General features: G+C 69.3%; 11 protein-coding genes. 1 reads left to right on the top strand and 10 read right to left on the bottom strand.

Annotated features, from left to right (window positions below):
• Positions 1–6: 6 nt before the first annotated feature.
• The 8 genes from pyrF to pyrR are packed head-to-tail and all read right to left on the bottom strand — an operon-like array spanning position 7 to position 9,613.
• On the bottom strand, positions 7–846 hold the full coding sequence (gene pyrF / locus ACQHIV_RS06390) for an orotidine-5'-phosphate decarboxylase (protein ID WP_427892518.1): 840 nt from the start codon (positions 844–846) through the stop codon (positions 7–9).
• Positions 843–1,874: a quinone-dependent dihydroorotate dehydrogenase gene (locus ACQHIV_RS06385; protein WP_427896415.1), complete on the bottom strand. Its 1,032-nt coding sequence runs from the start codon at positions 1,872–1,874 to the stop codon at positions 843–845. Before ACQHIV_RS06385 ends, pyrF begins: the two co-directional genes overlap by 4 nt.
• Positions 1,875–1,881: 7 nt before the next feature.
• Positions 1,882–5,187, bottom strand: coding sequence for a carbamoyl-phosphate synthase large subunit (gene carB / locus ACQHIV_RS06380; RefSeq protein WP_427892517.1), 3,306 nt, complete (start codon positions 5,185–5,187; stop codon positions 1,882–1,884).
• Complete coding sequence (gene carA, locus ACQHIV_RS06375; RefSeq protein WP_427892516.1) at positions 5,187–6,320, bottom strand: glutamine-hydrolyzing carbamoyl-phosphate synthase small subunit; 1,134 nt, start codon at positions 6,318–6,320, stop codon at positions 5,187–5,189. The genes carB and carA overlap by 1 nt, the downstream gene beginning before the upstream one ends.
• The gene (locus tag ACQHIV_RS06370) at positions 6,317–6,802 is read right to left on the bottom strand and encodes a hypothetical protein (protein WP_427892515.1); all 486 of its coding nucleotides are present in this window, start codon (positions 6,800–6,802) and stop codon (positions 6,317–6,319) included. The genes carA and ACQHIV_RS06370 overlap by 4 nt, the downstream gene beginning before the upstream one ends.
• Complete coding sequence (locus ACQHIV_RS06365; protein ID WP_427892514.1) at positions 6,799–8,091, bottom strand: dihydroorotase; 1,293 nt, start codon at positions 8,089–8,091, stop codon at positions 6,799–6,801. The genes ACQHIV_RS06370 and ACQHIV_RS06365 overlap by 4 nt, the downstream gene beginning before the upstream one ends.
• On the bottom strand, positions 8,088–9,023 hold the full coding sequence (locus ACQHIV_RS06360; RefSeq protein WP_427892513.1) for an aspartate carbamoyltransferase catalytic subunit: 936 nt from the start codon (positions 9,021–9,023) through the stop codon (positions 8,088–8,090). The genes ACQHIV_RS06365 and ACQHIV_RS06360 overlap by 4 nt, the downstream gene beginning before the upstream one ends.
• The gene (pyrR, locus tag ACQHIV_RS06355; protein WP_427892512.1) at positions 9,020–9,613 is read right to left on the bottom strand and encodes a bifunctional pyr operon transcriptional regulator/uracil phosphoribosyltransferase PyrR; all 594 of its coding nucleotides are present in this window, start codon (positions 9,611–9,613) and stop codon (positions 9,020–9,022) included. Before pyrR ends, ACQHIV_RS06360 begins: the two co-directional genes overlap by 4 nt.
• A 205-nt stretch (positions 9,614–9,818) precedes the next feature.
• Here pyrR and ACQHIV_RS06350 point away from each other — a divergent pair, with 205 nt between their 5' ends.
• Complete coding sequence (locus tag ACQHIV_RS06350) at positions 9,819–10,334, top strand: transcriptional regulator BldD (protein WP_141851350.1); 516 nt, start codon at positions 9,819–9,821, stop codon at positions 10,332–10,334.
• 181 nt (positions 10,335–10,515) lie between these two features.
• Here ACQHIV_RS06350 and nusB read toward each other — a convergent pair whose 3' ends face one another.
• Entirely contained in the window at positions 10,516–10,926 is a 411-nt protein-coding gene (nusB, locus tag ACQHIV_RS06345; protein ID WP_427892511.1) for a transcription antitermination factor NusB, read from the bottom strand.
• 23 nt (positions 10,927–10,949) lie between these two features.
• A complete protein-coding gene (gene efp, locus ACQHIV_RS06340; RefSeq protein WP_380199164.1) occupies positions 10,950–11,513 on the bottom strand; it encodes an elongation factor P in 564 nt (187 codons plus the stop codon).
• Between the last annotated feature and the right edge of the window lie 101 nt (positions 11,514–11,614).

The raw sequence follows: 11,614 nt of genomic DNA, 5'->3' as shown, positions 1-11,614 counted from the left end.
GGGTACTCAGTAGCCGAGGACCGCCCGGTAGGCGTCGTTGGCGCGCTCGGCCGCGTCCTGCAGGGCGTTCGCGTCCGGGCCGGCGCCGAGGATCTCGCGGGAGCTGGACGGTACGACGTTGCGGACCGCCGTACCGAAGACCTTCGTCAGGCCCTCGGCGGTGCCGCCCTGGGCGCCGAGGCCGGGGGCGAGCAGCGGGCCGCCGATGTCCAGGTTCTCCTCGGTCGAACTGATGGTCGCGCCAACGACCGCGCCGAACGAGCCGAGGCCGTCCGCGCCGGCGTTCAGGTCCCGCAGGCCGTTCAGTACGGCGCCCGCGACCGTCGAGCCGTCGGCGGTACGGGCGGACTGGAACTGCGGACCCTCCGGGTTCGACGTGAGCGCGAGCACGAACAGGCCGGCGCCCGCCTCCCGCGCCTCGTCGATCGCGGGCTGCAGCGACCCGAACCCGAGGTACGGGCTGACCGTCAGCGCGTCACACGCCAACGGGCCCTTCTCGGACAGGTACGCCGACGCGTAGCCCGCCATCGTGGTCCCGATGTCGCCGCGCTTCGCGTCGATGATCACCAGTGCGCCGGCCTCGCGGAGCCGGATCGTGGCCTGCTCGAGTACGGCGACCCCGGCCGAGCCGAACCGCTCGAAGAACGCGGACTGCGGCTTGAACACCGCGACCCGGTCCGCGAGCGCGTCGACGACGCCGTACGTGAACGACGCCAGGCCCTCGGCGGTGTCCGGGAGGCCCCAGGCGTCCAGCAGGTGGGCGTGCGGGTCGATGCCGACACACAGCGGGCCGCGGGTGTCCATCGCCGCGCGCAGGCGCGCGCCGAACGGTTTGTTGTTGCTCATGGCAAGCTCCTGTTGATCTGGCGGATCAGTCCTGGGCCGCGGTAAATCAGTCCTGTGTAGATTTGAACGAGGCTGGCGCCGGCATCGAACAACCTCAGCGCATCGGCCGGGTCGACGATCCCTCCCACACCGATGACAGGTAGCGCTCCCCCGGTCTCGTGGTGGATGTGGGCGACCACCTTGGCGGAGATCTCGGCCAGCGGGCGGCCCGAGAGGCCGCCGGCTTGGGTGGCCAGCGGGTGGGTTTCGACGCCGGGGCGGCCGATCGTGGTGTTGGTGGCGATGATGCCGGCGACGCCGGTGCCGGTGCAGACCTGGAGGAGTTCGTCGATCGCCGTGGTGGTCAGGTCGGGGGCGATCTTCACCAGGATCGGCTTCGGGGCCAGACCGGCGACGGTCAGCGCTTGTGCTTCGGCGTGGAGGGCGGTGAGGAGTTCGGTGAGGTGGCCGGCGTCCTGGAGTTCGCGGAGGCCGGGGGTGTTCGGGGAGCTGACGTTCACCGCGAAGTAGTCGCCGTACCGGTAGAGGCGGCGCAGCGAGGTCACGTAGTCCTCGACCGCCTGGTCCAGCGGGGTGACCTTGGACTTGCCGATCGAGATGCCGAGCGGGTAGCCGAGCTCGCCGTACACCGCGAGCCGGTCGGCCAGGGCGGCGCTGCCGAGGTTGTTGAACCCCATCCGGTTGATGACCGCTTCCTGCTCCACGAGCCGGAACAACCGCGGCTTCTCGTTCCCAGGCTGCGGATGTGCGGTAACTGTCCCCACTTCCACAAACCCGAACCCGAGCGCCGGCCACGCCCGCAACGCAACCCCGTTCTTGTCCATCCCAGCGGCAAGCCCGACCGGCGACGGGAACCGCACCCCGAACACCGTGCGGGGTGCGGTCGAGCCGAGCAGGCGAGCGCCGGCGCGCGGGGCGCCAGGGACACGGCCGAGGAGGCGGAGGCCGGCGAGCGTCTGCTCGTGCGCGACCTCCGCATCTCCACGCCCCAACCGGTAAAGGACAGGCCGCACCACCCGCTCGTACATCGAACGGTCAGGCACCGTGGATCCTTGGGGTCCAGTCCTGGAGGGAGCGTACGGCGATGTCGCCGGTGCGCTGGGCCTCGATGCCTTGGACCGCGGCCGCGAGGCCCTGCACCGTGGTGATGCAGGGGATGTTGCGGGCGACCGCGGCACTGCGGATCTCGTACCCGTCGAGCCGCGGCGAGCCGCCCTGGGTGATGCCGATCGGGGTGTTGACGATCAGGTTGAGCTCGCCGTCCTGCACCATCTGGACGATCGTCGGCTCGCCGTTCGGCCCCGGGCCCTGGCTGCTCTTCCGCACCGTCACGGCCTCGACGCCGTTGCGCCGCAGTACGTCCGCCGTGCCCTCGGTGGCGTAGATCTGGAACCCGAGATCCGCCAGCCGCTTGACCGGGAAGATCATGTGCCGCTTGTCCCGGTTCGCGACCGACACGAACACCTTCCCGGCCGCCGGCAGCGGCTGCGACGCCCCCGCCTGCGACTTCGCGAACGCCGTACCGAACGTGTCGTCGATGCCCATCACCTCGCCGGTGGACCGCATCTCCGGCCCCAGCACCGTGTCCACCGACGCCCCGTCGATGGTCCGGAACCGGTTGAACGGCATCACGGCCTCCTTCACCGCGATCGGCGTGGAAGCAGGCAACGTACCCCCGTCACCAGCCGCCGGCAGCAACCCCTCCGAGCGCAACGAAGCGATCGAAGCACCGAGCATCACCCGAGCGGCCGCCTTCGCGAGCGGCGTAGCGGTCGCCTTCGACACGAAGGGCACCGTCCGCGACGCCCGCGGGTTCGCCTCCAGCACGTACAGCACGTCGCCGGCCAGCGCGTACTGCACGTTCAGGAGCCCGCGTACGCCGACCCCGCGCGCGATCGCCTCTGTGGACCGGCGGATGTTCTCGATGTCCGCGTTCCCGAGCGTGATCGGCGGCAGCGCGCACGACGAGTCGCCGGAGTGCACGCCGGCCTCCTCGATGTGCTCCATCACGCCGCCGAGGAACAACTCGTCCCCGTCGAAGAGCCCGTCGACGTCGATCTCGACCGCGTCGTCGAGGAACCGGTCGATCAGCACCGGGTGCTCCCACGACCCCGACCCGGCGCTCAGCCGGTCCAGCGCCGCGGTCAGCTCGGCGGCGCTGTACACGATCTCCATCCCGCGCCCGCCGAGCACGTACGACGGCCGGACGAGCACCGGGAACCCGATCTCCGCCGCGACCTCGTGCGCCGCCTCGGCCGACATCGCCGTACCGTGCTTCGGTGCCGGCAGCTGAGCATCCGCCAGCACCTTCCCGAACGCACCCCGCTCCTCCGCCAGGTGGATCGCCTCCGGCGACGTCCCGACGATCGGTACGCCGGCATCCGCGAGCCGCTGCGCCAGTCCGAGCGGCGTCTGCCCGCCGAGCTGGACGATCACGCCCGCGACCGGCCCGGCCTGCATTTCGGCGTACACGATCTCGAGCACGTCCTCGCAGGTGAGCGGCTCGAAGTACAACCGGTCGGACGTGTCGTAGTCGGTCGACACCGTCTCCGGGTTGCAGTTCACCATGATCGTGCAGTACCCGGCCTCGCGGAGCGCCATCGACGCGTGCACACACGAGTAGTCGAACTCGATGCCCTGCCCGATCCGGTTCGGCCCCGAGCCGAGGATCAGTACAGCGGGCTCGGTCCGCGGCGCGACCTCGGTCTCCTCGTCGTACGACGAGTAGTGGTACGGCGTCTCCGCCTTGAACTCGGCCGCGCACGTGTCGACCGTCTTGTACACCGGCCGGATCCCGAGCGCCTGCCGGACGCCACGTACGACGTCCTCGGTCAGCCCGCGGATCTCGGCGAGCTGCAGGTCCGAGAACCCGTGCCGCTTGGCGAGCTTGATCACCTCGGGCGTCAGCCGCGGCGCGGCCGCGACCTGCAGCGCGGTCTCGTGGATCAGGTACAGCTGGTCCACGAACCACGGGTCGATCTTGGTGTTGTCGAAGATCTGCTCCGGCGTCGCCCCGGCCCGGATCGCGTCCATGATCGTCCGCAGCCGCCCGTCGTGCGGCGTCTTGATTGCCTCCAGCAACGGCTCCAGCTCCGACGACGGCTGGCCGTGCCAACTGAACCGGGCCTCCGGCTTCTCCAGCGACCGCAGCGCTTTCTGCAGCGCCTCGGTGTAGTTCCGGCCGATCGCCATCGCCTCGCCGACGCTCTTCATGTGCGTGGTCAGCGTGGCGTCCGCGGCCGGGAACTTCTCGAACGCGAACCGCGGCACCTTCACCACCACGTAGTCCAGCGTCGGCTCGAAGCTGGCCGGCGTCTGCCGGGTGATGTCGTTCGGGATCTCGTCCAGTGTGTAGCCGATCGCGACCTTCGCCGCGATCTTCGCGATCGGGAACCCGGTCGCCTTCGACGCCAGCGCCGAGGACCGCGACACCCGCGGGTTCATCTCGATCACGATCAGCCGGCCGTCGGCCGGGTTCACCGCGAACTGGATGTTGCAGCCGCCGGTGTCGACGCCGACCTCGCGGATGATGCCGATCGCGAGGTCCCGCATCACCTGGTACTCGCGGTCGGTCAGCGTCATCGCCGGCGCCACGGTCACCGAGTCGCCGGTGTGCACGCCCATCGGGTCGACGTTCTCGATCGAGCAGATGATCACGACGTTGTCGGCCTTGTCGCGCATCACCTCCAGCTCGTACTCCTTCCAGCCGAGGATCGACTCCTCGATCAGCACCTCGGTGGTCGGCGAGGCGTGCAGCCCGGCGCCGGCGATCCGGCGCAGGTCGGCCTCGTCGTACGCCATCCCGCTGCCGACGCCGCCCATCGTGAACGACGGCCGGACGACCAGCGGGTACCCGAGCTGGTCCGCCGCGCCCATCACGTCGTCCAGCGTGTGGCAGATCACCGAGCGGGCGACGGAGGCGCCGAGCTTCTCGACGATGTGCTTGAACGACTCCCGGTTCTCGCCGCGCTGGATCGCGTCCACCGACGCACCGATCAGCTCGACGCCGTACTTGTCCAGCACGCCGTTGTCGTGCAGCGCGATCGCCGCGTTCAGCGCGGTCTGCCCGCCGAGGGTGGCGAGCAGCGCGTTCGGGCGCTCCTTCTCGATCACCTTCTCGACGAACTCCGGCGTGATCGGCTCGACGTACGTCGCGTCCGCGAACTCCGGGTCGGTCATGATCGTGGCCGGGTTCGAGTTCACGAGCACGACGCGGAAACCCTCTTCGCGCAGCACCCGGCACGCCTGGGTCCCGGAGTAGTCGAACTCGCAGGCCTGGCCGATCACGATCGGCCCGGACCCGATCACCAGCACCGAATCGATGTCTGTACGGCGCGGCATCAGTTCCGTCCTTCCATCAGTTCGACGAACCGGTCGAACAGGTATGCGGAGTCGTGCGGCCCAGCGGCGGCTTCCGGGTGGTACTGCACTGAGAACGCCAGCACACGACCGTCTTTTCCGGTCAGTCGAAGGCCCTCGACGACGTTGTCGTTGAGCGAAACATGCGACACCTCAGCGGTTCCGTACGGCGTCTCCACCACCGAGTCGAGCGGCGCGTCGACGGCGAACCCGTGGTTCTGCGCGGTGATCTCGACCTTTCCGGTCGCGCGGTCGAGCACCGGCTGGTTGATGCCGCGGTGCCCGTACTTCAGCTTGAACGTCCCGAGCCCGAGCGCCCGCCCGAACACCTGGTTGCCGAAGCAGATCCCGAAGTACGGCTTGCCGCGCAGCAGCAGCTCCTTGAGCAGCGTCGTCGGGTGCTCGGTGGTCTCCGGGTCGCCCGGGCCGTTGCTCATGAAGATGCCGTCCGGGTTCACCGCCAGCACCTCCTCGAGCGTCGCGGTGGCCGGCAGCACGTGCACCTCGATGCCGCGCTCGGCCATCCGCTTCGGCGTCATCGCCTTGATCCCGAGGTCGAGCGCGACCACGGTGAACCGGCGCTCACCGTCGGCGGGCACGACGTACGGCTCGAACGTCGTCACCTCGGTGGCGAGGTCCGCGCCGACCATCGGCGGCTGCTCGAGGACCTTCTTCAGCAGCTCGCCGGCGTCCAGGATCTCGGTCGAGATGCCGGCCCGCATCGCGCCGCGTTCGCGCAGGTGCCGGGTCAGCGCGCGAGTGTCGATCCCGGAGATCCCGACGATGTCCTGCGCCTTCAGCTGGTCGTCGAGCGAGCGGGTGGCGCGCCAGTTCGACGGCACCCGGGCGGGGTCGCGGACGACGTACCCGGCGACCCAGATCTTCTGCGACTCGTCGTCCTCGTCGTTGATCCCGGTGTTGCCGATGTGCGGCGCGGTCTGGGTGACGATCTGCCGGTGGTACGACGGGTCGGTCAGTGTCTCCTGGTACCCGGTCATCCCGGTGGTGAACACCGCCTCGCCGAACGTCTCCCCGGTCGCCCCGTACGACGTGCCGGCGAACGACCGGCCGTCCTCGAGGACAAGCAGCGCCGGCTTCTGGGCGAGCTGACTCATTGTGCTCCGATCAGAGTCGAGATGGATTCGGTCAGGGCGGCGGTGTCGGCCTTGCGGCGGGGCCGGAACCCCGTGTCCAGCGAGCGGCCGTCGTGGGTCCAGGTGACCACCACCAGGCCGGACTTCTCCGCGGTCACCTTGCCGGCGATACCGCGGTCGGTCCGGACACCGGTGAGGTGGCCGACGGGGATGAACACGTCCGCCGCGCCCTGCCGGTGGAAGATCAGGCCGTCCGCGCTGACGGCCAGGTCCGCGATGCTGCGGACCCCGAGTTCGTGCACGGCGATCCGGTCCATCCAGTCGCCGGCGCTCGTCGTGGCGACGTACACGCCCTCGACGCCGCGCGTCTCGCCGTCAGGTGCCGACGGCAACGGTGCCAGGCCGGACTGCCGGGCCTGGCGGTTCCGCCAGCCCCGGTACATCCCGAAGTAGCCCGCCGCCAGCACCAGCAGCGTGCCGAGAATGCCCAGTGCGGCCTTCATCGGGTGAGCTCACCGTCCAGGACGGTCGGTACACCTCGCAGGAAGGTCGCGACCACCTTGCCCGGCAGCGTCATCCCCTCGAACGGCGTGTTCCGCGACAGCGACACCGAGGCGTCCGGTACGACGGTCTGCTCGACGCGCGGGTCGTACAGCACCACGTTCGCGGGCGCACCGGCCTCGAGCTGACGCCCGTGATCGGCGGCCTGTCCGATCGCCGCCGGCCGGAAGCTCATCCGGTCCGCGACGTCGGCCCAGCTGAGCAGCTCGGTGTCCACCATCGCGTGCTGTACGACGCTGAGCGCCGTCTCGAGCCCCGTCATACCGAACGCGGCCGCGCTCCACTCGCAGTCCTTGTCCTCGACCGGGTGCGGCGCGTGGTCGGTGGCGACGATGTCGATGGTGCCGTCGGCCAGTCCCTCGCGGACCGCCTCGACGTCCGCCTTGGTGCGCAGCGGCGGGTTCACCTTGTAGACCGGGTTGTACGAGGCGGCCAGGTCCTCGGTGAGCAGCAGGTGGTGCGGCGTCACCTCGGCGGTCACCTCGAGCCCGCGGCGCTTCGCGGCGCGGACGATCTCCACCGAGCCCTTGGTGGACAGGTGGCAGACGTGCAGCTTCGAGCCGACGTGCGCGTTCAGCAGGATGTCACGGGCGATGATCGCCTCCTCGGCGACACTCGGCCAGCCGGTCAGGCCGAGGACGCCGGACAGCGCACCCTCGTTCATCTGCGCGCCCTGGGTCAGCCGCGGCTCCTGCGCGTGCTGCGCGATCACACCGCCGAACGCCTTCACGTACTCGAGCGCGCGCCGCATCAGCGCGGCGTCCCAGACGCAGTCGCCGTCGTCGGAGAACACCCGGACCCGCGCGGCCGAGTCCGCCATCGCGCCGAGCTCCGCGAGCTGGGTGCCCTTGCGGCCGACCGTGACCGCGCCGATCGGGTACACGTCGGCGTACCCGGCGTCCCGGCCGAGCCGCCAGACCTGCTCGACGACGCCGGCGGTGTCGGCGACCGGGTCGGTGTTGGCCATCGCGAACACCGCGGTGAACCCGCCCTTCGCGGCCGCCCGGGTGCCGGTGAACACCGTCTCGGCGTCCTCCCGGCCCGGCTCCCGCAGGTGCGTGTGCAGGTCGACCAGCCCGGGCAGGGCGATCAACCCGTCGGCGTCGATCGTCGCGGCACCCTCGGGCTTGGACAGTCCGGTGCCGACAGCAACGATCTGACCGTTGTCGATCAGCAGGTCCGCCACCTCACCGCCCACGATGCGCGCGCCGGTGATCAGGTATGCGGTCATGCCTTCTGCTCCTCTTCGTTACTGCCCGACAACATCAGATAAAGGACGGCCATCCGGATGGCCACGCCGTTCGTGACCTGTTCGACGATCACCGAGCGGGTGGAGTCGGCGACCTCGGCGCTGATCTCCATGCCGCGGTTCATCGGGCCGGGGTGCAGCACGATCGCGTCGTCCGGCAGCTGCGCCATCCGGTACCGGTCCAGCCCGTACCGGCGGCTGTACTCGCGGGCGCTCGGGAAGAACGCGTCGTTCATCCGCTCGCGCTGCACCCGCAGCATCATCACCGCGTCGCTCTTCGGCAGCACCGAGTCGAAGTCGTACGACGTGGCGCACGGCCAGTTGCTCATGTCGACCGGCAGCAGCGTCGGCGGCGAGACCACGGTCACCTCGGCGCCGAGCGTGGACAGCAGCAGCACGTTCGACCGGGCGACCCGGGAGTGCAGTACGTCGCCGACGATCGTGATCCGGCGACCCTCCAGCGAGCCGAGGTGGCGGCGCATCGTGAACGCGTCCAGCAGCGCCTGTGTCGGGTGCTCGTGCGTGCCGTCGCCGGCGTTCACGACCGAGCCGGTCATCCAGCCGGACTTCGCCAGCAGGTGCGGCGCGCCGGACGAGCCGTGCCGGCACACGACCGCGTCGGCGCCCATCGCCTGCAGCGTCAGCGCGGTGTCCTTGAGGCTCTCGCCCTTGCTCACGCTCGAGCCCTTGGCGGAGAAGTTGATGACGTCCGCGGACAGCCGCTTGGCGGCCGCCTCGAACGAGATCCGGGTCCGGGTGGAGTCCTCGAAGAACAGGTTCACCACGGTCCGGCCGCGCAGCGCCGGCAGCTTCTTGATCGGGCGGTCGGCCAGCGACCGCATCTCCTCGGCGGTGTCGAGGATCAGTTGCGCCTCGTCGCGGCTCAGGTCCGCGGCACTCAGCAGATGCTTCACTTCGCCCCCTTGTCGGCGATCAGGACGGCGTCTTCGGAGTCGAGCTCGGTGAGGTGCACTGTGACGCGTTCCACAAGGGACGTAGGCAGGTTCTTGCCCACGTAGTCGGCGCGGATCGGCAGCTCGCGGTGCCCACGGTCGACCAGGACGGCGAGCTGGACCGCGCGCGGGCGGCCGATGTCGCCGAGCGCGTCGAGCGCGGCGCGGATCGTCCGGCCGGAGAACAGCACGTCGTCGACCAGCACCACGACCTTGCCGTCGATCCCGTCCGCCGGGATGTCGGTGTGCTCGAGGCCACGGGGAGGTTTGAGGCCGATGTCGTCGCGGTACATGGTCACGTCGAGTGACCCTGTGGGCACGCTCTGCCCCTCCACCGCCTGAATCCGGGCGGAAACCCGCTGTGCCAGCGGTACGCCGCGGGTGGGGATGCCGAGCAGGACGACCGGGTCGGCGCCGCGGTTCCGCTCGAGGATCTCGTGGGCGATCCGGGTCAGTGCCCGGGAAATGTCGGAAGCGTCGAGGACCTCGCGGCTGCTGCGATTCGGCGGCTGCGTGATCTCGGGGTGCTCTGCGCTCTGGGCAGGGCTCATCGCTACCGTTCCTCCTTTCCTGCCTCTCTGGACAGGTCTTTAAAGGACGTTCGGACCGCTTGACATGGTAACCGAAGTGACACGCCGTCTTGACGCTGGCCTACGCTCCGGAATATTGTTACTCTGTGTAATCGAGGGGGGTTTCAAGACCCGGCCCGTTCCGGCAGGCCGGACCGAACGAAACTAGTTGGAGGGAAGAACCAGCGTGCCTAGCGAATACGCGAAGACACTGGGTGGCAAGTTACGCGCCATCCGCCAGCAGCAAGGGCTGTCGCTGCATGGTGTGGAAGAGAAGTCCAAGGGTCGCTGGAAGGCGGTCGTCGTCGGCTCGTACGAGCGCGGCGATCGGGCCGTCACGGTCCAGAAGCTCGCGGAACTCGCCGATTTCTACGGCGTACCGATCCGTGAACTGCTGCCTGGAAACGCCAGCGCGGCCGCTGCGGCTGCCGCTCCGCCCCGGTTGATCCTCGACCTGGAGGCTCTGCAACACCTCGACGCGAGCGAGGCCGGTCCGCTGACGCGGTACGCGGCCACGATCCAGGCTCAGCGTGGGGACTACAACGGAAAGGTGCTGTCGATCCGTCAGGACGACATGCGCACGCTCGCGGTGATCTACGACGAGTCGCCGACGACGCTGACCGAGCGCTTCATCTCCTGGGGTGTCCTGAACCCCGAGGCGAAGGGTGACGTCGAGGAGTCGTCCGAGGCAGCCGGCGCCTGATCACCAGGTGAAGGCACTTGACGGTCGGGGCTTGTAGCAGCTGGCCCGCGGCCGCCCGCCTTCTCCACCTGCACCATCTCATCGCACCGCAGTACCCGCACAGAGCGGCCCGGGACCGTACCGAGACGGTCACCGGGCCAGGTAGCACCAGCAAGAGAGAGGGACTCGCCCCCTCGGGGTCTCAGAGACCCAGTGTCGGCTTCAGCTGCAGCAGTCTCGCCAGCAGCCCGTTCACGAACGCCGGGGACTCGTCGGTCGACAGGTCCCGCGCCAGCGCCACCGCCTCGCTCACCGCGACCACGTCAGGGACCTGGTCGTCGTACAGCAGCTCGTAGGCACCGATCCGGAGGATGTTGCGGTCCACGGCCGGCATCCGGTCCAGCGACCAGCCCACCGAATGCGTCTCGAGCAGTTCGTCGATCTGCTCGATGTGCTTCGCCACTCCCTCGACCAGCGCCACGGTGAACTCGTTCACCGGCGGGTCGTTGTCCGCCACCCGGTCGGCCAGGGTGCCGCCGACCGGCAGCCCCCTGACCTCGGACTCGAACAGCACGTCCAGTGCGCGCTTGCGGGCCTTGCTACGGGCAGACATGTGCTGTTGTCAGCTTTCGGTCGTCAGGAGTTGACGCGGCCGAGGTAGTCCCCGGTCCGGGTGTCCACCTTGACCTTCTCGCCGGTGGTCAGGAACAGCGGCACCTGGATGTCGTACCCGGTCTCCAGCCGCGCCGGCTTGGTGCCGCCGCTGGACCGGTCGCCCTGCAGGCCGGGCTCGGTGTACTCGACGAGCAGCTCGACCGAGGCCGGCAGCTCGACGTACAGCGGGAGGTCGTCGTGCACGGCGACGATCGCGTCCTGGTTCTCCAGCAGGAAGTGCACGGCGTCGCCGACCACGTCCGGCTGCAGCTGGATCTGGTCGTACGTCGACTTGTCCATGAACACGTACGCCGACCCGTCGTTGTACAGGTAGGTCATGTCACGCTTGTCGACCGTGGCCACGTCGACCTTCACGTCGGCGTTGAAGGTCTTGTCCACCACCTTGCCGGACAGCACGTTCTTCAACTTGGTCCGGACGATGGCACCGCCCTTGCCCGGCTTGTGATGCTGGAACCAGACGACGGACCACAGCTGCCCGTCCAGGTCGAGCACCATGCCGTTCTTGAGGTCGTTCGTCGTTGCCACGCGGGTATGCCCTTCGAAATCGATCAGCGGTAACACCGGATTGTAGCGGTCACACCGGGTTTCCTCCGATTCGGCGGACCTGGGGTTGGCTTAGGCTGGCA

The sequence above is a fragment of the Kribbella polygonati genome (assembly GCF_050320105.1).
Classification (GTDB): Bacteria; Actinomycetota; Actinomycetes; order Propionibacteriales; family Kribbellaceae; genus Kribbella.
The sequence above is the reverse complement of the archived record's forward strand: the minus strand, read 5'-3'. Positions and strand labels throughout refer to the sequence as shown.